Genomic DNA, 22713 nt, shown 5'->3' on the forward strand with positions numbered 1-22713 from the left:
AGAAAATGAAAAGAAAAGAAGCGTGATAAGCTGTTTTTTTATCTCTTCGCACAAATTAAGAATATTTTTATGGAGAAAGAGTGTGGTTTATAAAAAATATATTATGCATTGTATTTATTGAAATATAAAAGTTTGAAAGGGAATAATGAAAATTTGTTGAAAGGTTAAAGGGTGAATGTGACACACAATTTCAAACAGGTTGCATGGTTGCAGTCTAGCAATATTCAAACACTTCTTCGTGTTTTATCAATGGATGGTGAGGAAGCCCGTGTTGTTGGTGGTGCTGTACGGAATCAACTTTTGCAACAGCCTATCAGTGATATTGATATTGCAACAACCTGTTTGCCGCAGCAGATTATAAAGCGTGTAGAAGAAGTAGGATTTAAAGCTATTCCTACAGGAATTAATTTTGGTACAGTAACAGTAGTTGGTGAATCGTGCTCTTATGAGGTGACAACACTTCGCTCTGATATTCAGACGGATGGTCGTCATGCGGAAGTTGTCTTCAGCCGCGATTGGAAAAAAGATGCTGAACGTCGAGATTTTACTATCAATGCACTTTATTGTAATGCGGCCGGTGAGATCTATGATGAAGTAGGAGGTTTAAACGATATTGCAACTCGGACTGTTCGTTTTATTGGTGTTGCAGAGCAGCGTATTTGTGAAGATTATTTACGTATTTTGCGTTTTTTTCGCTTTTTTGCTTGGTATGGAATAGGGCGTCCTGATGCAGAAGGGTTGAAAGCGTGTACGCGTTTAAAACATGGTTTACACAAACTTTCACCAGAGCGTATTTGGGGAGAAATGAAAAAACTTCTGACTGCTTTGGATCCAACACGTGCTCTTTTATGGATGCGTCAAAGTGGAATTTTGACGTTCATTTTACCTGAGACAGAAAGGTGGGGGATCGATGCAATCCACTCACTTATTAAAACAGAGCAAGCTTTTGATTGGGAGGTTGATCCGTTTTTGCGGCTAGAAAGCCTTATTCCTCCTGATGTTATGCGTCTTCATGATATGGCACGTCGTTTACATTTATCGAATAAAGAAAAAATACGGTTAAAGGAATGGGCGGAACTAGAACTGATTAACTATGACTGTCCAGATATTCTTATGCAAAGACTGATTTATTTTTATGGTCGGCAACCAGTTTTAGATCAATTAGCTTTGTCTTTAGCAGCTGCACGGGATCACACCTTAAAGGACAGCAAAGCGGTTCAAAAAGAAGAATGTTATATCAGGCTTTATCAACTTGCTCGAAAATGGCAAATTCCAACTTTTCCTATTAGTGGCAAGGATTTATTGGAAAGAGGGCTGGTAAAAGGGAAGTTTTTAGGAAAAAAACTCAAAGAATTGGAATCATTATGGGTCGAAAGCGGCTTTTTGATTGATCGTAATAAATTATTAGAAAAAATTGAGCAGTAATATTCTGTGTTTTGTTAGGAGTTTTTTGAAATTTTCTTTTTATAGATTTTTTTGTTATTTGGTGTGTGATTATGCAATTTTATCGTAATGTAATTATTTGCAGCGTGAAAAATATGTTTTTGTTAATATCATTTCGTAAAGTTGTTTTAACAATAGGATAATTGAACTTAACAATTTTCATTTTTTCAATGTAATTTCTATCATCTGTTAAAAATTGTATCATTTGGTAAGATAACTTCTGTCATGAAGATTGGCCAGGCTGTAAGATTTAGTTTTATTATAAGGCTTGTCCTATTTCATTATAACCAATTTGACGAAGTGCCTCTCCTGTTACCATAGCGACGCTTATTGCAAGATTCAAAGAGCGTGCGTGTGGTAGCATGGGAATGGTTAATGCATAATCTGCTGCTTTATAAACATAATCGGGGACACCTGCTGATTCACGGCCAAAAAGTAAAACATCGTTTTTCTGATAATATATTTCTGTGTAATAGGTTTGTGCTTTTGTACTTAAGAGCAAAAGACGACGATTAAAGCGCTGCATGGTATCAATAAAACTCTGCCAATCAAGGTGACGTTCTAAGGACGCGCGTTCAAGGTAATCCATACCTGCACGTTTAAGATTGCGATCGGATAGATTAAAGCCTGCAGGTTCAATAATGTGTACATGCAGACCAAAACAAGCGCTAAGGCGTAAGATTGTTCCTGTGTTACCGGCAATATCAGGTTGAAAAAGAGCGATGTGAAGTGTCATATTGAATATTTGTAAACTGATTTATAAAGAAGTCATTTATAGCGATAGTGATTTTAAAGAGATAGTTTTAATTTATTGATTCAATAGAATACAATCAGCATATATGAAAAGATTTTTTTGAAGGTTATTTTTATGTTTATGGCGCAAAAGAGGAGGAGATAAAAAATTGAAATCAGTAAAATTTATATGATACGAAAGTAGATAATTCATATTTTTTTCAAAGCTTTGCCAAAAATATCATGAATATAAAGAGAATATGTTTTTTCCTTTGTATGTGCCTCAAAAATAAGATTAGAATTTTTGGGGCCCTTTGGTATTTATGCTAAAGGGTCATTGTGGCCCGGGCTGGAAGCAATATGTGTTTGTTACGATGGGCTCAAATATATATCTTTTCACGATTTAAAGGTACTGGGTTATGATCAGGAATAGATTAAAGTTTTGTATGTAATATGAAAGAGGTGATGGTTCTCATCGAGAAGAAAAGTTTTTAAAGAAATCTGGTATTGTGTCAGATTATTTTCCTTTTCCTTTTGCTAATCCTAAAGAAGCCAAATTTATGTATAATGGTTGCTAAACCTCCTGGTTTATTATTGATGACACGGACGCGCTTTTTTCTTTATCATTCTTTGCTTTAATTATTGATGTTTGATCAATTATAATTTTGATTATATTACAGCTCTTTAAACAGGGATATCATGAGACTTTAAAGGATAAAAAATTGCTAAAGGTTATTGGTATAATCCTTATTTTATTGTAGGGATATTTTGGCTTATGGTGTCTCCTTTAAAGAATATTCTTGTTTCTTATGAGAATGAAATAACAGAAGTGCATTATGGTGAGGTGTTTAATTTTTAATATGGGCTGCTGCTTCCCATATGGAAATTCGTAAGAAAGCTGGTTTTCGTATTATTTTTCATTATTTGGGAGTGCTTGTTTATAATATGAAAAGAAGAATTTGATCTGATCTAGTAAGGATTTAAAGAAAAATGAACACACAGAATAAGCTGTTTCAGAAACGCAGAGGGAACAAATTTTATAATGATGCATTGAGGATTTATAAAGTAAAAACGGAGAATTATAAAATGAAGAAAATTGTTTGCACTACTTTCGTGTCAATTTTTATGGTTTCTGGTGCGTATGCTCAGTCTTTTACAACGACAACACCTTGTGAAAATGAAGTGATTTCATCAACAGGTATTGTACAGATTGGTTCAGATATTGCTGCGCGTTATATTACGCCTTCAGCAACTGATTTTGTTGCTTCAAGCCTTATTGGTGCTAATGTATACAATATGGAAGATGAAAATATTGGTGAAGTGAAAGATATTATTTTGCGTGAAAATAATGTCGAAGGAATTGTCATTGGTATTGGTGGTTTTCTTGGTATAGGAGAACGTTATATAGTTGTTTCTCCTGATACAATTCAGAAAACAAACGATTATGGTAAATGGAAATTTATTATCAATGCAACAAAAGATTCCTTAAAAGGCGCTCCAGAATTTAAATATGAAGGTTATTGGAATCGTTAATTTTGTCTTATCAGAAATAAAATAGCCGTTTATAACGCGGCTATTTTATTTGAAAGTTTTCTTAAAAACATAGAAAGAGTTGATACAAAGACGAATTTTATGGAGGATTAAGATTTAAGACTTTAAAGGAGTGTATTAAGTATTGTGCTTAAACAATATGATATCACCATCTTGCACAATATATTCTTTACCTTCATCGCGCGCTTTTCCTGCTTCTTTTGCTCCGTTTTCTCCACCAAAAGCAATATAATCTTCGTAGCTAATAGTTTGTGCACGAATGAAGCCACGTTCAAAATCTGAATGAATAACACCAGCAGCTTGCGGTGCTTTTACTCCGCGCACAATTGTCCATGCTCGTGTTTCTTTAGGGCCACAAGTAAAGTAAGTAATGAGGTTAAGTAAATCATAGCCAGTGCGAATGAGTCTATTAAGCCCGGGTTCAGAAAGCCCTAAAGCCTTAAGATATTCTAACGCTTCTTCATCAGTAAGTTGGGCAATTTCAGCTTCAATGGAAGCGGCAATGACAATAGCTTGTGCATTCTGTGCTGTTGCCATTTTCTCAACTGCTTGGGTAAAGTCGTTACCATGAGCGGCCTCACTTTCACTGACATTGCAAACATAGAGAACGGGTTTTGATGTTAAAAGATTCAAACCATTAAGAATGCACCGTTCATCGGCAGAAATATCTTTAAGCATTAACCGTACAGGGTGTCCTGTTTGCAGCAATTTTAATGCAGCTTCCATGATAGGGAGAATAGCGAGCGCTTCTTTATCTTTTCCGGTTGCACGTTTGCGAATTTGTATGATTCGCCGTTCAAGACTTTCAAGATCTGAAAGCATAAGTTCTGTTTCAACGGTTGTAGCATCAGAAATAGGATCAATGCGTCCTTCTACATGTGTAATATTTTCATCTTGAAAACATCGTAAGACATGGATAATGGCATCAACTTCGCGAATATTCGCTAAAAATTTATTTCCTAAACCTTCACCTTTTGAAGCTCCACGTACAAGTCCCGCAATATCAACAAAACTAATACGTGTAGGAATTATTTCTTTTGATCCAGCGATAGAGGCGACTTTTTTCATCCGTAGATCTGGGACAGCAACTTCACCGGTATTAGGTTCAATCGTGCAAAAAGGATAATTGGCAGCTTGTGCTGCAGCTGTTTTTGTTAATGCATTAAAGAGAGTTGATTTCCCAACATTAGGTAATCCAACAATACCGCATTTAAAGCCCATAGATTCTCTTTCTTTGTTGATCGTAATTTATTTTTGTGGTCAAGATAAAGCTTTGTTAGTGTTTCTATAGCACGTTTTGAAAAGAGATCTAGTCTACAGTTGTTGTGATAGTATGAAAAAATAGACTGAATAATTGCATAATTTTTTTTATATTACATTATTGAATAATGGTTGTACTCATAAATATTAACAGTGCATTAAGTTTTTCATAGTATGCAAAATTTTCGAAAATAAGTAATCGGAGAAAATATGAGATTGTTATCTCGTCGAACTTTTTTAATAGCAACGCCTTTGGCTTTGGCTGGATGTCTTACACGTCAATCAAATATGTCTATTTTTTCTCAACAGGACCAGTATATTCCACCGGAAATACTTGATTTATATGGGCCTGTAACAAATGAACCTTATTTTTTACCTGCAGTTAATCTTTCAATAATTGATCCAAAATTTTGGCGTCAACAAGTTAATTATCATACAGATTATTCTTCTGGTACATTAGTTGTAGATACTCAAGCATGTTTTCTTTATCTGATTGGTGAAAATGGCACAGCTTTACGTTATGGTATTGGTGTTGGCAAAGAAGGGTTGGCATTTACAGGTGTTGGAATTGTACAATATAAGCGCCGGTGGCCGCGTTGGGCTCCTACTAAGGCAATGATGGAGCGTGAACCAGAACGTTATGGACATTTAGGGCAGGGTATGCCTCCTGGTCCTGAGAATCCGTTAGGTGCACGAGCTTTTTATCTTTTCAAAAATGGGAAAGATACCCTTTTCCGTATTCATGGTTCACATGAAGCTTGGTCAATTGGTCGTGCTATTTCTAGTGGATGTATTCGTCTACTCAATCAAGATATTATTGATCTTTATAATCGTGTTCCTGATGGTTCACGTGTAGTGGTATTGCAGAATAGCGAAAATACATCAAGCGGGCTTATTTAATCATAATAAGTTATAAGATTTATTCGCTGAGTTTCATATTTCATTCAACTTTGATCCTTTCCTTCAGAGAAAAATATCAAAGGGTGTGAGTATGTCTTTTGTATTCAAGAAAGATGATGCTTTGTTGTAAATTTTTCCATTGCCAATGTAATTTTATTCATAAAACAATTATTGTTTCTTTTTATTAAGAGTTCCATGTTATTTGCGATTGCATCTAGTAAAGGGGTTAACCATTCTTGATCGGATTTTGTAAAATTTCCCAAAACATACTGGTTAACCAGCTCTTTGGGACCAGGATGTCCAATCCCTAAGCGTAGACGGCAGTAGTTGGTGCCGCAATGACTATCAATAGACTTTATACCGTTATGTCCATTACTTCCTCCTCCGATTTTTATTCTTATTTTACCAGGTGGTAAATCTAGTTCATCGTAAATGACAATAAGATTATTCAAGTCTAATTTATAAAACCGCAAGGCTTCGCCAATTGATTGACCAGACAAATTCATAAAAGTTTGCGGTTTTATAAGAATAATTTTTTCATCATTTATAAAGCCGTTTGAGATTTCAGCCTGAAATTTTTTTGACCATGGAGAAAATGAAAAGATTTGGTGAATAACATTAATAGCCATAAAACCAATATTATGGCGATTATTATTATAGTGAGAACCGGGGTTGCCAAGACCAGCAATGAGCAACATGTGCACCTCCGGTAAAGTATAAGAAAGCAAAAACTACTAAAAAGATAAGATCACATCTACTAAAGTTATTAGGTTTTTGCGTTGTTTTCATTGTTCTCTTGTTCTGAAGAATTATCGCTCGCACTTACGTTAGCAGGAGCAGCGATGGTAGCGATTGTAAAGTCTCTTTCCTGAATAACTGGTACGACACCTTTTGGTAATTGTACTGCAGAAATATGAATAGAATCACCAATGGAATAACTGGAAAGATCAATCTCAATTGCTTCAGGGATAGCATGTGCTAATGCTGTACATTCAATTTCATGGCGCACAATGTTTAAGACACCACCTCGTTTAATTCCTGGAGCTATGTCTTCATTAAGGAAGTGTACAGGAATGTGCACATGAACGATAGATTTTGCTGAAATGCGTAAGAAATCTACGTGTATAGGAAAGTCACGGACAGGATCAAGTTGATAATCTTTTGGTAAAACTTGAATTTTTTGTTGATCAATTTCAATCGTTGCAACAGTAGTACGAAATCCCCCAGCATGAATTTTATGGAAAATATCTTTATAGGGGACTGAAATTGCTAAAGGAGGCTGTTTATCACCATAAATAACAGCTGGAATAAGACCATTACGACGAAGTTCGCGGGAGGACCCCTTACCAACCCGCTCGCGTATTTCGGCTCTAAAAGTATAGCTTTTGCTCATAACTAAAGTCCTTTTTATATAATTTTTATATAATTGGAGAATCATGAAAACCAGTAGTGGTTTTTGCATGAATGCGAAGATATACGCTGTAAAACGGCGATTACCCCATTCTGTGTTGCCTCCAAGGGTGTCTACACAGAAGTTTGTTCTATAATTCAAACCATTTGGAGATGCAAGAGTTGAAGGAAAAATCCTTGGTTTCTACTTTTACAAAAGTATGCACGACAGATGCAGAATCAATATCAATTTTCAAAGATTGAATAATAGCTTTATGAAGGTAAGATCATCTTAGGTGAAGTGCCAAAATGTAGCATGTTGCATAAATCAGTTTCAGTACTCCTTGATTTTGAGGAATTATTGACAGCATGTTTTTTGTACAAGATAGTTCTGATTCAGAACAATTACATCTTCCTCGATGTCTTCTTGAACAGAGTTCTTCATCAGCACAACAACGTGTTATTAATCCAGAAGGCGATTTTGTGACTTTGGCAAGTGAATTGAGCCGTATTATTATTGAATCTCAGCCGAAAGAAAAAAAATTGATACAAATTGCTCATCGTATTCGCCAATATTGAGTTTCGGTTGTGTTTAATCTTGAAGGTTTAGATATTGCACAACAGATGCATGCTGTTGGTCTTTTTCTTGAAGGTTTTTTTTATATTGGATGTGATTATTGGTTTTTATGTTAGTTGTAATTGATGAGGCACAGTTATTTACTCACCCTTCAGCAGGAGAGGTTTCTGATGTCTTGCGTAAGATTTCGCTTAGTGCTGCTGTGATCAAGTTAATGTGCCAAGGACGTAAACGTGGTCTTGCTGATGTTATTGCTACACGACATTTAGCTAAGTTTGCAAAAAACGTGGCTGCTGAAGCATCAAATTTTTAAATTAAGACGCATTTTTTAGATATTGATATGATATGTGCCACTGATCCCTAGGAATGGAGTGCTGTTAGGCAAAAATATTGTGAGCTCTTGAGCCACTTTATTACTTTAGGATTCGCTTTATCACGGTGTTCTTTACCGGTTATTGTTGGTTCTGTTCAAACATCAGTATGTTCTTCTGGCCCGAATAATGACGTTTCCAACGGAAAGAACTAATGCAAAAAGCTTGTTTTTACTGCCTCATCTGAAAAAACGATGTCATATCATCGTTCACTAGAGCCTGTAAAAGAACAAAAAATTCGTGAAATATTAGAAGCGGTTGTGCACAAAAAACAAAAATTAATAAAGGAAGATAAAAGTTCTTCTCCAAAGATTTCGGTAACTAATTACGAAATGCAGAGAGAACATATCATTTGTGAAATGATGGATAATCCTGAAGCTGGTTAACGTTCAACAGCAATCCTTTATCAAGATTTTTTGATATGTTATCGTATTTGTAATGTATTAGAGCTTCTTCCTAATATTTTACAATTTCGTTGTAAATTGGCTTTCATTCAGGCTTCTATTAATGAAGAAGAAGCTGTAAGAGAAAGAGTGGAAGCATATTTTACATCTATCAAAAAGTTTCGAAGATAATGTTAAGGTGTATTTTTGCGTGTTGCGCGGCAGCAGTAACGCTAAAACTCTGCTCATCAGATGTAGTTTTGCACATCTTTCTGGAATCCATTCTTGAAGTTGTGTACATCGTCTTTTAATTTATTTAAAGAGCGTGGCTTATTGTTATTCATACTGCTTTTAGTGGTAAGTCTGTGGTAGAGCTTTTTCTGGTTTCAATATAGAAATAGCATCAGGGGATCCAAAGGCACTCATTTAGCCAAATAGACTTGAAACGGATTGCTCTGCTGCTGTTCTTGCAATAGCTTCTCCGATTAAATCAGCAATTGGCAAGATACGCATATTATGGGCTTGTTTAATTGCTTTGGTTGGCATAATTGAATCAGTGATCACTAATTCTTTCATTTCTGAATTGGCGATGCGTTCTACAGCGTTGCCAGAAAGTACACCATGTGTAATATAAGCAGTGACGCTTTTTGCACCATGTTGTAAAAGGGCACTCGCTGCGTTACACAGGGTCCCACCTGAATCAACAATATCATCTAGTAAGAGACAATCTTTTCCAGTTACATCACCAATGATGTTCATTACTTCTGATTCACTTGGACGTTCCCGGCGTTTATCAACAATAGCAAGTAGACTGTTTAAACGCTTAGCTAAGGAGCGTGCACGCACCACGCCACCAACATCAGGTGAAACAACAATAACATTTTCAAGAGAGTAATGCATTTTAATATCACGAGCAATAACAGGAACAGCATAAAGATTATCTGTTGGAATATCAAAGAAACCTTGGATTTGTCCTGCATGAAGATCTAATGTTAAAACACGATGAGCACCTGCTTGAGTAATAAGATTAGCAACAAGTTTTGCCGAAATAGGAGTACGTGGCCCAGGTTTACGATCTTGGCGAGCATAACCAAAATAAGGTAGAACAGCTGTAATACGACGTGCTGAAGAACGACGAAGTGCGTCAATCATAATAAGCAATTCCATTAAATGGTCATTCGCTGGATAGGATGAAGATTGCAAAACAAAGACATCTTTTCCACGTACGTTTTCATGCAATTCTACGAAAATCTCTTGATCAGCAAAGCGTTTTACAGTTGCTTTGCCTAGAGGAATACTTAAATAGTTTGCAACATCTTCAGCAAGACATGGATTAGAATTGCCGCAAAAAAGTTTCATAATAGAACCTCTGAATAATTATGATTGAATGTGAAATAAGTTTTAACTTTTTACTATCAGATTGCAAGTGAACAATTATAAAAGAATGCTAAATTAGCTATCATTATTTTACAATGAATGTAGTTCATTAATTTATCTGAAAGACTTACTGTTTGTAGAGTGTTTGTTAAAAATGATAAAAATAGCTAACAAGAAAAAAATTATTTGTAAAGTAATCAATGTTATGAGAAAAAATACTCTTTTGAAGAATTTTGATTATTCATTTTTTAAACAGTCGATAAGCATCTTGGTGAATGAATAAAACTTATATCACAGATTGTTTTTATGTCGTTCTTTCTTGAGAAGATTGTAGAAATATAGTTATTTGTAAAATATCTGTTTTTTCAATAGAGCAGTATAAATCTCAAAAATACAATTGTTTAATATGAAATATATTTTCGTTTTTGTTCATTTATTTCTGAAATCAGGATAAAGCTCAAAAGCAATTTCGATATCCGGTTTTTCTAATTTTCTAAGTATATATTTATGCTTCTTCGTAAAATTTTGCATAAATCTTAATTTTTTGTGAAAGAGATTACTTGATGAGGCAATAAAAATTTATGAGAGGCTATCAGCTTACACTTGCGATGTGAATTTTCATATTAGCTATGTTGTAATTACAATAAGAACATTTTAAATAATATAAATGGCAAATTGCGAAAATACCTTTTTCTAGATATATTGTTAAAGAATTTCTAGATATCAAATGGGCCAATTATTTATGTGTAAAAAATATGAATTAACAGATGAAGAAATAGTGATTGGTTTTCATAAACTTTATCGTATTAGAGCTCTTAAAGATTTTGGAAATGTAAAGGTAAATGAGCTTGGTGGTTTTATTGAAGATGAACAGAATTTATCACATGAGAACGATTGTTGGGTTTGTGATAATGCTAAAGTTTTTGATAACGCTATGGTTTTTGGTAATGCTAAGGTTTTTGGTAATGCTAAGGTTTATGATAATGCCAAAGTTATTGAGAATGCTCTAATTTATGATGAAGCCAGAGTTTTTAGCGATGTTAGAGTTTGTGGTGAAAACATTGTTGCTGGTAATACCATAATTTGGGGTAATGCTAATGTTTATAGCAGAACCAAGATCAGTCCCAGGGTTTCTAATAATGGTCGAGTTCAAAAGATGTGTTTATAATGAATTAAGGTATTATGAAACTAATATTATACAGCAGTTTTGAGGTTAAAATTGTCTACTAAGAGCAGTTGAAATGAGAAGGTATAACTGCAGTAAGAAATTTGATTTAATAGCAATTGATAACTCTTAACACCGAAGGGTTTTTTGGAAAAATATAAGGTTATTTGCAAAGCTTTTAGAGTTTGTATGTAATATATAAAAAGAAAAAGTAAAAATAATAAAAGCTTATACATTTTATGGAATAGGAGCTTTTTTCTTATATTTTTTAGTGTTTCTTTACAGTAAAATACAATTTTTCTCTTTATTTTGTGAGCATAATGGCAGAAATTTGTCGCCCATCATCAGGCTCGTTACGATGTGTTGCACGTCGATAGGAGAAAAAACGCTTTTCATCTTGATAAGTACAAAGTTTTATACAGGAAGTACGGATTCCGGCGTGCTCGAGTTTGTTTGTAATGAATGTCCATAAGTTAAACTTAAAGTGGTGTACTTTATCTGTTTTTGAAAAATATTTTTCGAACTCGTTATTGTGCTCAATAAATTGGTTATAAAATTCACTTGTTACTTCATAATGACATGGACCAATGCATGGTCCCAGTACTGCTATTATTGATTGCCGTTTGGCTCCTTGTTCTTCCATTACTGAGATTGTTTTTTCTAAAATTCCATTCAAGGCTCCCCTCCAACCAGCATGTGCAGCACCAATAACACCGGCTTGTGGATCAGAAAAAAGAATTGGTCCACAGTCTGCTGTAAGAACACCAATTGCTAATCCTTTTTTGGTTGTAACCAGAGCATCAGCTTTTGGAGGTTCTCCGATAAAAGCTTGATCAACAACGATAACTTCACAAGAATGTATTTGGTGAACAGTAATTAAATTTTGCACTTCAATATCAAAATAATGAGCGATTAAGATACGATTTTGCATAATATGTTCAGGATAATCGTTGGGGTTTTGTTTAACATTGAGGTTTTGATAAAAGTTTTTTGATACATCTTCTTGGCGTGTAAAAAAGCCATGTTTGATATTATGTGGGTGTAAATTGCAAAGATCTTGTGCAAGAATAGGCTCCATAAAAGCTCCTATATGATTATTTGAAACGGAAATGGTTTGCGAGTTAATTTGTTATTATTTGTGATTAAAAATAAGGTATTTGTATGTTTTTATCATTGATGTGAAGCACTTTAAAAAGCTTACCCATTTGTTTTGGATCAGTTAATCGTTTGATGTCTTCGTAAATTTTTTTCTTAATTATTGTGCTTTTGTTGATACTAAGCTTTTCTGCACGTTCAAGCACTCCCATTTTGATAAGAAAATTTCCTTGTTCTAGAATTTCAACAAAACAGCCTTGTTGAGCGGCGATTGTTTTCAAAGAAAAAAAATCAACATGTGATGTTAAATCATGTTCACCAGGAGCAGAAAAAATATCGCAGAATTTATGTCTTGAGATGGCTTGAAGTGTATCTCCAAATGCAAAATCAGACGCACCATAATCGATAAGTAAAGCAGAGCCTTGTGTTTGCATTAAACGGCTACTAATCTTTTGTGCCAATTGGTTTCGTGAGGGTCCGTATTCTAAAATTGTGCCATTAGGCATTTGAGCACATTGGGGTGGTAAGAAAGTAGAAGGAAACTTATGTATATCAGTGGTAAATGTAAAACCACCCTCTTTGTTAAGTGTAATACGACGCTCTTTCCATTCTCCATTGACTTTTACATATTGATTAATTGGAAGTGCATCGAAAAGCTCATTTGCAATGACAATAAGAGGTTTTAAAGGAATTTGTTCAAAATTTTCAACACTATAAATTTTTTTTTGGTGAGCGAAAAGACGTTTTTTTTGTTCTGTTGCAAGGCGTTGGCTTATTTCAATAAGAAAGATATCAGCAGCGTTGAATGCCGTTATACAAATTTTGCGAATAGTGCGTAAAATATCATCCATAAGAGTTCCACGTCCTGGGCCTATTTCAGCCAGGATAAACGGGTTAGGACAACCTTGAGCTTGCCAGCTCATAATGGCCCAAATGCCAATCATTTCTCCAAATAATTGACTTATTTCAGGTGCTGTGATGAAGTCACCAGCGCGTCCAAAGGGTTTTTGTTTTTGATAATAGCCAAATTGAGGATCAGTAAGAGCTAATGTCATATATTGGCTAACAGAGATTGGTCCATCGAGAATAATAATTTCTTTAATTCTCTCTTTTAGATTAGACATTATTTTGTAAACTTATATTTAAAAGCTTGAAGAAGTGCATAAAAACCGAAAAGAATCATCGGCAAAGATAAAGCCATACCATAGGTCAATCCAGTAGAGTGGAAGAGAGATGAAAACCATTCTGGATCCTCTTGAGGAGCACGGAAAATTTCTGAAATACTGCGTGCTATTCCATAGCTTATATTAAATATTCCAGTGATTATTCCAGGACGTTTTAATGCCTTAAAAGAAAAAATGGCAATGGCTAAAATGATAAAGAGAAGAAATCCTTCCATAAATGATTCATACAGTTGGCTAGGATGGCGTGGGAGATATTGAGGATCGTTATAAAAACAAACTGCCCAAGGAACAGTAGTCACATTCCCCCATAATTCTTGATTGATGAAATTGCATATCCGTACAATACCAATGCCAATGGGGACACCTGCGGCGATTGTATCAAACATTCCCCATACATTGATATTGTTTTTATAAGAAAACCAAATCATAGCAATGATTATACCTATAAATCCTCCATGAAATGACATACCGCCATTCCATATGGCAAGGATATCGATTGGATGATTGAGGTAATAAATAGGATCCCACACAAGCACCTGTCCTAAGCGGCCACCAACCACAATTCCAATAGTTCCTAACGTAACAAAATCACTTATTTGTTGGGGAGACATAGGCGCTTTATTTTTAGGCCACAGGGACTTTTTTTTAAGTAATTTTTGTGCGTACCACCAGGCAAACAAAATGCCTATAACATAACCAAGTCCGTACCAATGAAATGCTATTGGCCCTAAATGAATGATCACTGGATCAAGAAAGAGAGGAAAAGCAATAGCTTGGCAAAGAGGAAAATCATTCATGAGCAAGAGCTTTACATTTATGAAGTTATATGATTATCAAACCATGACAGATGAATACAAAATGGTCAAGTTAGGTCAGAGGTTTGTGGTTGTTATTGGCGGGAGTAAAAGAATACTGATCAATTAAGGTAATATCTATTAGAAAAACAAATACGATCTCTCGATATTATAAAATGTATTATAGTATGTCTATAAATAAAGAAAATTAAAGGAAAGCCTATGTATAATGGATCAAACCGTATTCTTGATGAGATAGCAAAATTAGCAACAGATGCAGCAGGTATTGCACAAGGTGTAAGGCGTGAAGCTGAAACTGCTGTTCTTTCACAGGTTGAAAGGATGATCAGTAAGCTTGATCTTGTTTCACGTGAAGAATTTTATGTTGTTAAGGAAATGGTTCTTAAACTCTACGCCGAAAATGCTGATTTGAAAAAACGTCTTGATAGTTTAGAAAAACAAAACAGAAAAAAAGTTAAAACGGATTCAGTTTAAGCAACTAATAGTCTTTAAAAAATAATCCCCAATTTTTCTATCCTGTGTATGAAGCATAAAAAATGCTTAGTCATGAGTCTGTTAGGGCAGATGAGCAATTTATTTTTAATTTATTTTTTACAAAAAATTATTTTTTTTTTAATTAAGGGGCTAGCGCTACGAAATTGTATCAATACACTGAGGTTGTTTGATGATTCGTTTTTTCTGTATCAAGCTATAGTACCTTAGAAAATAGTATCATTTATTTTCTGATGTCATCTATTTGCTGCGTTTTAATGTGTATTTATTTGCTGTGAAAGCTTTAACTGTGACGCGTATTGTTACGATGAGAGTTTTTTGCATTATATTGGTAACATTCTTAATTATTGAGGGTTGATGATGAGGCTGGCCATTAAAGCCACAGAAAGAAAAGAGCATCCTGTTGATTTTATTGAACAAATTGCTTATAAGTATGATTGGTCTTTTGAGCGAAATGTACAAGATGAAATTAGCGTTTGTGTAGAAGGAAAACGAGCTTGTTATAGCCTTTCTTTTTCATGGATAGAAGAGCAAGAGGCTCTTCATTTAGCTTGTGCATTTGATCTTTTTATTGAGAATACTCGTACAGCAGAGGTACAGCGTTTGTTGTTGGCAATTAATGAGAAATTGTTATTAGGACATTTTGATTATTGGCAAGGAAACAATTCGGTTATTTATCGGCAAGGTCTGCTTTTAGCAGGTGGCGTACACCCATCCCGTATACAAGTAGAGACATTATTGATTTATGCACTTAAAATTTGTGAAAGTCATTATGCTGCTTTTCAAATGGTTGCTTGGGCTGGTGAAAGCGCTCATAAGGCACTACAGTATGCTTTATTTGAGACCGTAGGGAATGCCTAAAGTCTTCGATGTATCCGCTCGTTATTCTTTAAAGAAGTTTTTCAATATATCTTATAGAGGAATATCTATAATAGCGCGCAAGCCTCCTAATGGACTATCATCTAATTGAATATTACCTCCGTGGCTACGTGCGATGTCTTGGGCAATAGAAAGACCAAGGCCTGTTCCACTTGCATCTTGATTTCGTGATTGATCAAGTCGAAAAAATGGCTTAAAAACTTCTGTACGCATGTCTTTTTGAATACCTGGTCCATCATCATCAATAGTAATAATAAAAGATTCTTGTCCGGATTTCGCCGTGAGTTGGATGGTATTTGCATAATAAAATGCATTTGATAGAAGATTACTGATCAAACGGGTAAAAGCATGTGGGCGTACTTGTATTTGTGAGGAGCCTTCAATAGTATACGAGAAGTTACATCGATGAAGATCAGCATTCGTAGAGAATTTTTGCATCAAGATACTTAAGTCAAGGATGCCAATATTTTCACTTCCTTCACCTCGTGCAAAAGCAAGATAACCTTCTAACATATTTTGCATATCGCTGACATCTTGCTCAAGTGGTTTAATATCAAAGTCATTACTTACTAATGCAAGCTGGAGTTTGAAACGTGTAAGAATGGTTCTGAGATCATGGCTTACACCTGAGAGCATCATAGTACGTTGTTCAATTTGGCGTTCAATCCGTTCACGCATACGTAAAAATGCGATACCAGCACGGCGTATTTCATCGGCTCCTTGTGGTTGAAATCCTTCTGGTAAAGGATGTCCACGTCCAAAACTTTCTGCGGCTTTTGCTAATTGTTGAATTGGTTTGATTTGATTACGTAAGAAGTAAATAGCTATTAACAGTAAAACAAGAGCTGTTCCTACCATCCAGCTTAAAAAAATACTGGTATTAGAGGCATAGGCTTGGCTGCGCATGGCAAAAACCCGCAAGATATTGTGATCAAGGTGGATACGAATTTCGACAAGATTAGAATCACCAACTGTATCAATCCAGAAGGGACGGTTAATTTGGCGCGTAATTTCTTCACTTAAAAAGTAATCAAGTATAGCAAAAAATGGTTTAGGTCCTGGAGGAGGAAGAGGATCAGGTGGGAGGAGAGAGATGTTTAATCCCATACGTTGTTGTGCAATACGCTTAATCTCTTCATAATTCTGCTGTTGTGGATATGTTTCAAATATATCGATAATAGCTGCAATGTCGTGGACAACGGTGGTTGAAAGACGTTCTGTTACCATTTGCCAATGGCGTTCCATGAAAACATAGCCAATGACTGTTTGTAAGAGTACCATAGGAGCGATAATAATGATCAAAGAACGCGCATAAAGCCGTTTGGGCATTTTCTTAGATAACCATCGCACAATTTTTGCAGGTTCGATCATCTCAGGCCTATTCAATTGAAAGCTTATAACCAATCCCTCTCACGGTTTGGATCCATATAGGAGTTGTTGGGTTGCTTTCGATTTTCCGACGAAGACGGTTAATTTGTACATCAATAGAACGTGCGCTATTGTTATCATCCATTGCAAATTTATGGCGTGGAATAGTTTCTCCTGCGTGTTCAGAAAAAATAACCATCATTTCTTGTTCTTTATCTGTCAGTTTAATAATTTTTCCTTCTTTTTTGAGTTCACGTCGTGAAATTGAAAAGATATAAGGGCCAAAAACAATTTGTTCAATTTTGGGTTGGGTAGAAAATGAGCCACGTCTCAAAATAGCATTAATGCGGAGTAAAAGCTCACGAGGATCAAAGGGTTTGGCAAGATAATCATCTGCTCCCGCTTCTAATCCTTGAATACGATGATCTGTTTCTGATAAAGCTGTTAACATTAAAATAGGAACATTTTTTGTTTGACGGAGTGAATAGGTTAGATTAATGCCATTTTCACCAGGCATCATGATATCAACAATAAGAAGATCGAAATCTAAGCTTTTAAGTTGACGTTTAGCTTCATCAGAGTTGGCAGAGACTGAAACACGAAATCCATTTTTAATAAGAAATTGAGATAAAAGGCTGCGAATGCGGGTATCATCATCAATCACGAGAAGGTGGGGTGCATTATCACATAAAGTCTGAATGTGATCAGCCATATTTCAAACCTTTAACAAAATTCAGTTTACATAAATTGTACTTTACATAAGTTATATAAAGCTGTCGAGCAGACAATTTTTTGCTTTATAAAGACAGGAGAAATGTTATCTATAAACTAAAAGATTTTAAAATATTGAATTTTGAAAAGGATTCTAATGAGCGATTTCAGTGTGTATATTATTCCAGTTACGCCTTTTCAACAAAATTGCACTTTACTTTTTGATAATGAAAGTAAAAGAGGTGTTTTAGTTGATCCAGGGGGTGATTGGCTTAAGATACAACAAGCAATTCAAAAAAAAGGGGTTATTGTTGAAGCTATTTGGATAACACATGGTCATATTGATCATGTGGGAGCAGCCATGCAGGCTAAGGAGGTATTGGATATTCAAATTATTGGTTCACACCGTAATGACAAACCAGTAATGGACGATGTAAGAGAAAGAGCAAAAATCTATCACATGCCCGATGCGCGTGTTTGTATTCCTGATCAATGGTTAGAAGATGGAGATAGTGTTGATTGTGCAGGACATGTCTTCCAGGTTTTTCATACACCTGGCCATTCTCCTGGTCATGTTATTTATTTTAATGAAAAAAAGCGTTTTGCTTTATTAGGTGATGTGCTTTTTCGTGGTTCTATTGGACGCACTGATTTCCCATTATGTTCTCATGAAGAATTAATGAGATCAATTAAAGAAAAAGTTTTGCCATTAGGCGATAATGTCAGCTTTATTTGTGGACATGGACCAGGAAGTCAAATAGGTTATGAGCGCCAACACAACCCTTTTCTTCAGGGAATTTAATAGTTTATCATACTCAAAAAAAAACCGCTTTAAAGCGGTTTTTTTAGTGTTATTGAAAATTACTGTACTGGAGCATAACAAACATGATCTAAGCCATCATGTCCTCGAAAAGTTCCTGTCCTCGGATTAAAGGAACGGTATGTCTTTTTACAATATTGATACCAACTTGTTGTATTTAACTGCTGTGAAGGCTGGTGTGTTACTGTTGATATCACTTGATAGTTTGCTTGATTTTGTGGTGGGGTTTGATAAACAACTTGTGGTTGTTCGGGCTCTTTTAAAGCATTTTTGATAATTATACCTGCTGTCAAAGCTAGAAGGCCTGCAGCAATAACACCACCTACATTATTACTACTGCTACTACTACCACGGCTTACATGATGTTCATAGAAGTTATGATGATGTTGCGTATGTTCGACACGCTCTGTTGATGTAGTAATTCGATCGTAATACTGGAAGGGACCACTGGTACTTACTTTTTGTGTACTAATTGTTTCTTTGTGTATTGTTTTGGCAATAAGCACTGTCTCTAACGGTGCTGAAATGGCTACCGTTGATATTGCTGATAACATTAACAATTTAGCCAATTTAGTCATAGCAATACTCCTTAATACAAATTTATCTTAGTTTGCACTTTAAATGTTCTAACCTGAATGTAATCTGAACAGCGTTCAATTTTATTCTGATAGAGTGAATAAAGAAAAGGTTTGTTGAATATAAACATTAATATAGTAAAATGAAATCGGGTTTTAAACCCGATTTCACAAAACGGACTTTGCTTAAATTAACTCATAACATTAATGTTTATAGCTTTTGGTCCTTTACCACGACGGTCAGGCTCTATATCGAATGATACTTTTTGCGCATCATTTAATCCACTGAGGCCTGAAGCCTGAACATCAGAAATATGAACAAAGATATCAGTACTCCCATTATCAGGTTTAATGAAACCAAAGCCCTTGTTATTGTTAAAAAATTTTACTTCGCCCGTCTGAGCCATAGAATATTTCCTTATTTGATTGCCTTTGTAAGGCAGATAGTCAAAAACCGTATTACGCACCTTACGTAAACGGTATATTTAGGCAATTTACGATATCTGGAAAACGTTTTTTATTGTTTTTTGTCAACTTAGAAATTAGAATCAATTTCTAGAAAACTTTTCATAGCACCTTCCGATGTTCGCAATTTATCTAAAAAAGAAAGATTGCTTGAAAATAGAATATTTAACAAGAGTTTTCTTTAGAGAATTTATTTTATTATGTTGTTTTTAATTCATAGTTAAGTATAGTGGCTCATTAAATTGTCTTGGATAATGGATAGAACAGAGAAATATTATATTGATATTTTGAGCAACAATTTTTTATAATATATCACTATTTTGGGGTTCTATTAGCGTGATTGTGATAAGAGCTAATTATTTTGTCGCAATTTATAGATTTTAGGTTGTTTATTGCAAAAAACTCTTTTCGACATTTCATTTAAAGTATTTTTTGATTATCTTTTTTCTTTTTTGTGTTTTGTCAATAAACCAACATCCATGGTATTAGGGCCCATTTGATCAAGATTTGGTTTCGTGAAAAGACTTGATTTTATCGATTCATCAAGGGAATATTTATTGTTGTACACTAAAGAATCATCTGCAATGGCTAATTCTATTTCTTGTAGTCGTTTGATTTCATCACGAAATTGAGCAGCTTCTTCAAAGTTCAGATCATTAGCTGCTTTACGCATGAGTTTTTCGAGATGCTGAATATGGTTGGTTAGATTGTTGCCAACTTTATTATTTTGCGTGATAAAATGAGAAATCTTGACATTATGGTTATTTTCGCAAACCGAACTAAGAATATCATCAATATTCTTTTTAATACTAGTCGGTGTAATTTGATGCTCTTTATTATAAGCTATTTGTTTTTGTCGACGTCGTTTCGTTTCTTGCAAAGCACGCTGGATAGAACCAGTAATTGTATCAGCGTAAAGAATAACCCGACTCTCTACATTACGTGCAGCTCGTCCAATCATTTGAATAAGTGAGGTTTCTGAACGTAAAAAACCCTCTTTATCAGCGTCAAAGATAGCAACAAAACCACATTCTGGAATATCTAAACCTTCTCGAAGTAAGTTAATACCAATTAAAACATCAAAGGTACCAAGGCGTAGGTCTCGCAGGATTTCAATACGTTCTAGTGTATTAATATCAGAGTGCATATAACGCACACGGATATTTTGTTCATGGAGATATTCGGTCAGATCTTCTGCCATGCGTTTGGTGAGAACTGTTATTAATGTACGATAACCTTTTTTGATTGTTTGGTGAATTTCGTTGACGGCGTCATCGACCTGTGTTTTCACTGGGCGTATTTCTGTTGGTGGATCAATCAGCCCTGTGGGACGAATGACTTGCTCTACAAAGATGCCCTGCGATTGTTCTATTTCCCAGCGTCCGGGTGTAGCTGAAACAGCGATAGTTTGTGGGCGCATTGCATCCCATTCTTCAAAACGTAAAGGACGATTGTCCATACAAGATGGCAAGCGGAAGCCATATTCTGCTAAGGTAGCCTTTCGTCGGAAATCACCTCGATACATACCACCGATTTGAGGAATTGTGACATGACTCTCATCAATAAAAACAAGAGCATGGCTAGGAATATACTCAAACAGAGTTGGAGGTGGTTCACCTGGCTTTCTACCTGTCAGGTAGCGCGAGTAGTTTTCAATTCCTGAGCAAGATCCAGTAGTTTCTAGCATTTCCAAATCAAATATTGTACGTTGTTCTAAACGTTGCGCTTCCAAAAGGCGACCAGCTGCATTTAATTCATCGAGGCGTTTTACTAATTCCATTTTGATTGATTTTATCGCCTGATTTAATGTGGGTCGTGGTGTTACATAATGTGAATTAGCATAAATTTTAATGGATTGAAGATCTGCTGTTTTTTGTCCTGTTAAAGGGTCAAATTCGGTAATTGTTTCAATTTCATCTCCAAACAACGAAATACGCCAAGCACGGTCTTCAAGATGAGCGGGAAAAATCTCAATTGTATCGCCTCGAACACGAAAAGAGCCACGAACAAAGTTTATATCTTGTCGCTGATATTGTTGAGAAACTAAATCAGTTAGTAATTTCTGCTGATCGAGTTTATCACCTTTTTGCATTTGGAAAGTCATTGCTGTATAAGTTTCTACTGAACCAATTCCATAGATACAGGATACAGATGCGATAATAATGACATCATCGCGCTCTAGTACAGCGCGTGTTGCTGCGTGGCGCATGCGGTCAATTTGTTCATTAATAGAGGATTCTTTTTCAATATAAGTATCTGAGCGTGCAACATAAGCTTCTGGTTGATAATAGTCATAATAAGAAACAAAATATTCAACAGCATTGTTGGGAAAAAAGTTTTTGAATTCCCCATAAAGCTGTGCAGCTAAAGTTTTGTTTGGCGCTAAAATGAGAGCAGGGCGTTGTGTCTTTTCAATGATTTTGGCCATTGTATATGTTTTCCCTGAACCGGTAACGCCCAAAAGCACTTGAGTGCGTTCATTTCTCTTAATTCCTTCAACCAAAGATTTGATTGCAATGGGTTGATCACCGGCAGGCTGAAAGGATGTTTTAATTTGAAATGGAATTCCACCTTCCGATTTTTCAGGACGAATAGGACGATGAGGTGTCCATAATGCACCATTTTTAAAAAGAGGATTACCTAAAGCAATGAGTGCAGAAAGAGCTTCAACTGTTGCTGTAACACTATTTGTTTTTGTTATGTTTTTAGATGGTTTAGTATTTATGGTTTCAAATGAAGCATTATGACTTTTCACTGTATGAAGTTTGGCCTTAGAGCACTGCTTCATAACTGCAGATGGGTCTGTTGCTCTTTGATTGATTTGTTTTTGAGTTGTTTTTGATTTTTTGTGTGACATGATGAAAATATTTTATACAGTTATTCCGATATAATTAAGAAAAAAATAAAAGCTTTTGATTGCATTTGTTTTTGAAAGTATGAATTTTCTTTTTATCATTTGATAATGGGTTAAAATATTTTTTGTGATACGGCAGAGGCTACTATAGCTGTTTTGTGATACTGATCCTGGACAGTTATATTCTTTATAAGTAGAGTGAATGGAAGGCTAAGGCTGAGACCACGCTTTTGGTACGCGTAGATTGAGTAGTGTTAATAGGTTCTAGAGCAATTTTTGTAATGTTTTTTGATATTAGGAGTGTGTG

At 35.2% G+C, this 22713-nt stretch carries 23 protein-coding genes; 10 read left to right on the plus strand and 13 right to left on the minus strand.

Annotation, left to right across the window (positions count from 1 at the left end; genetic code table 11):
- Window positions 1-171: 171 nt before the first annotated feature.
- Window positions 172-1425, plus strand: a complete 1254-nt coding sequence (locus O99_RS05055; RefSeq protein ID WP_035006927.1) for a CCA tRNA nucleotidyltransferase — start codon at window positions 172-174, stop codon at window positions 1423-1425.
- 277 nt (window positions 1426-1702) lie between these two features.
- Here the strand turns inward: O99_RS05055 and O99_RS05060 are convergent, their stop codons facing one another.
- On the minus strand, window positions 1703-2179 hold the full coding sequence (locus O99_RS05060) for a tRNA (cytidine(34)-2'-O)-methyltransferase (RefSeq protein ID WP_035006929.1): 477 nt from the start codon (window positions 2177-2179) through the stop codon (window positions 1703-1705).
- Between the two features lie 1082 nt (window positions 2180-3261).
- Between O99_RS05060 and O99_RS05065 the strand changes: the two genes are divergently transcribed.
- Window positions 3262-3708, plus strand: coding sequence for a PRC-barrel domain-containing protein (locus O99_RS05065; protein WP_035006932.1), 447 nt, complete (start codon window positions 3262-3264; stop codon window positions 3706-3708).
- Between the two features lie 135 nt (window positions 3709-3843).
- Here the strand turns inward: O99_RS05065 and ychF are convergent, their stop codons facing one another.
- On the minus strand, window positions 3844-4947 hold the full coding sequence (ychF, locus tag O99_RS05070) for a redox-regulated ATPase YchF (RefSeq protein WP_035006935.1): 1104 nt from the start codon (window positions 4945-4947) through the stop codon (window positions 3844-3846).
- A gap of 255 nt (window positions 4948-5202) precedes the next feature.
- Between ychF and O99_RS05075 the strand changes: the two genes are divergently transcribed.
- The gene (locus O99_RS05075; RefSeq protein WP_051668879.1) at window positions 5203-5886 is read left to right on the plus strand and encodes a L,D-transpeptidase; all 684 of its coding nucleotides are present in this window, start codon (window positions 5203-5205) and stop codon (window positions 5884-5886) included.
- 104 nt (window positions 5887-5990) lie between these two features.
- Here O99_RS05075 and pth read toward each other — a convergent pair whose 3' ends face one another.
- Together pth and O99_RS05085 are read right to left on the minus strand one after the other, a co-directional pair.
- Entirely contained in the window at window positions 5991-6584 is a 594-nt protein-coding gene (gene pth / locus O99_RS05080; protein WP_035006937.1) for an aminoacyl-tRNA hydrolase, read from the minus strand.
- A gap of 68 nt (window positions 6585-6652) precedes the next feature.
- On the minus strand, window positions 6653-7279 hold the full coding sequence (locus O99_RS05085; protein WP_035006939.1) for a 50S ribosomal protein L25/general stress protein Ctc: 627 nt from the start codon (window positions 7277-7279) through the stop codon (window positions 6653-6655).
- 365 nt (window positions 7280-7644) lie between these two features.
- Between O99_RS05085 and O99_RS07145 the strand changes: the two genes are divergently transcribed.
- From O99_RS07145 to O99_RS07155, 3 genes are all read left to right on the plus strand, one after another.
- A complete protein-coding gene (locus tag O99_RS07145) occupies window positions 7645-7854 on the plus strand; it encodes a hypothetical protein (protein WP_235692225.1) in 210 nt (69 codons plus the stop codon).
- 107 nt (window positions 7855-7961) lie between these two features.
- Window positions 7962-8165 (plus strand): hypothetical protein, encoded by a 204-nt coding sequence (locus O99_RS07150; protein ID WP_235692226.1) that lies wholly within the window; start codon window positions 7962-7964, stop codon window positions 8163-8165.
- A 252-nt stretch (window positions 8166-8417) separates the two neighbouring features.
- Complete coding sequence (locus tag O99_RS07155; protein WP_235692227.1) at window positions 8418-8609, plus strand: hypothetical protein; 192 nt, start codon at window positions 8418-8420, stop codon at window positions 8607-8609.
- Window positions 8610-9032: 423 nt separating this feature from the next.
- Here O99_RS07155 and O99_RS05095 read toward each other — a convergent pair whose 3' ends face one another.
- A complete protein-coding gene (locus O99_RS05095) occupies window positions 9033-9965 on the minus strand; it encodes a ribose-phosphate pyrophosphokinase (RefSeq protein WP_035006940.1) in 933 nt (310 codons plus the stop codon).
- 760 nt (window positions 9966-10725) lie between these two features.
- On the opposite strand from O99_RS05095, the gene O99_RS05100 reads away from it, so the two are divergent.
- Complete coding sequence (locus O99_RS05100; RefSeq protein WP_051668880.1) at window positions 10726-11151, plus strand: LbetaH domain-containing protein; 426 nt, start codon at window positions 10726-10728, stop codon at window positions 11149-11151.
- Window positions 11152-11452: 301 nt separating this feature from the next.
- Here the strand turns inward: O99_RS05100 and pgeF are convergent, their stop codons facing one another.
- From pgeF to lgt, 3 genes are all read right to left on the minus strand, one after another.
- Complete coding sequence (pgeF, locus tag O99_RS05105) at window positions 11453-12226, minus strand: peptidoglycan editing factor PgeF (RefSeq protein WP_035006942.1); 774 nt, start codon at window positions 12224-12226, stop codon at window positions 11453-11455.
- A gap of 64 nt (window positions 12227-12290) precedes the next feature.
- Window positions 12291-13367: a class I SAM-dependent methyltransferase gene (locus O99_RS05110; protein WP_035006944.1), complete on the minus strand. Its 1077-nt coding sequence runs from the start codon at window positions 13365-13367 to the stop codon at window positions 12291-12293.
- Window positions 13367-14224: a prolipoprotein diacylglyceryl transferase gene (gene lgt, locus O99_RS05115; RefSeq protein ID WP_035006945.1), complete on the minus strand. Its 858-nt coding sequence runs from the start codon at window positions 14222-14224 to the stop codon at window positions 13367-13369. The genes O99_RS05110 and lgt overlap by 1 nt, the downstream gene beginning before the upstream one ends.
- A gap of 219 nt (window positions 14225-14443) precedes the next feature.
- On the opposite strand from lgt, the gene O99_RS05120 reads away from it, so the two are divergent.
- Window positions 14444-14716 carry an accessory factor UbiK family protein gene (locus O99_RS05120; protein ID WP_035006947.1) on the plus strand — a complete coding sequence of 91 codons (273 nt, stop codon included), beginning with the start codon at window positions 14444-14446 and terminating at the stop codon, window positions 14714-14716.
- Between the two features lie 378 nt (window positions 14717-15094).
- On the plus strand, window positions 15095-15595 hold the full coding sequence (locus O99_RS05125; protein WP_035007389.1) for a type III secretion system chaperone family protein: 501 nt from the start codon (window positions 15095-15097) through the stop codon (window positions 15593-15595).
- A 51-nt stretch (window positions 15596-15646) separates the two neighbouring features.
- Here O99_RS05125 and O99_RS05130 read toward each other — a convergent pair whose 3' ends face one another.
- Window positions 15647-16984 (minus strand): sensor histidine kinase, encoded by a 1338-nt coding sequence (locus tag O99_RS05130; RefSeq protein WP_035006949.1) that lies wholly within the window; start codon window positions 16982-16984, stop codon window positions 15647-15649.
- A 7-nt stretch (window positions 16985-16991) separates the two neighbouring features.
- The gene (locus O99_RS05135; protein ID WP_035006951.1) at window positions 16992-17693 is read right to left on the minus strand and encodes a response regulator; all 702 of its coding nucleotides are present in this window, start codon (window positions 17691-17693) and stop codon (window positions 16992-16994) included.
- Window positions 17694-17849: 156 nt separating this feature from the next.
- Here O99_RS05135 and O99_RS05140 point away from each other — a divergent pair, with 156 nt between their 5' ends.
- Complete coding sequence (locus tag O99_RS05140) at window positions 17850-18494, plus strand: MBL fold metallo-hydrolase (RefSeq protein WP_035006953.1); 645 nt, start codon at window positions 17850-17852, stop codon at window positions 18492-18494.
- Window positions 18495-18553: 59 nt separating this feature from the next.
- Here the strand turns inward: O99_RS05140 and O99_RS05145 are convergent, their stop codons facing one another.
- The 3 genes from O99_RS05145 to uvrB all read right to left on the minus strand — a co-directional run bounded on the left by O99_RS05145 (window position 18554) and on the right by uvrB (window position 22340).
- Complete coding sequence (locus O99_RS05145) at window positions 18554-19090, minus strand: BA14K family protein (protein ID WP_035006954.1); 537 nt, start codon at window positions 19088-19090, stop codon at window positions 18554-18556.
- Window positions 19091-19278: 188 nt separating this feature from the next.
- A complete protein-coding gene (locus tag O99_RS05150) occupies window positions 19279-19494 on the minus strand; it encodes a cold-shock protein (protein WP_035006956.1) in 216 nt (71 codons plus the stop codon).
- A 494-nt stretch (window positions 19495-19988) separates the two neighbouring features.
- Window positions 19989-22340, minus strand: coding sequence for an excinuclease ABC subunit UvrB (uvrB, locus tag O99_RS05155; protein WP_407636710.1), 2352 nt, complete (start codon window positions 22338-22340; stop codon window positions 19989-19991).
- Between the last annotated feature and the right edge of the window lie 373 nt (window positions 22341-22713).

The sequence above is a fragment of the Bartonella rochalimae ATCC BAA-1498 genome (assembly GCF_000706645.1).
In the GTDB taxonomy this organism is placed as follows: domain Bacteria; phylum Pseudomonadota; class Alphaproteobacteria; order Rhizobiales; family Rhizobiaceae; genus Bartonella; species Bartonella rochalimae.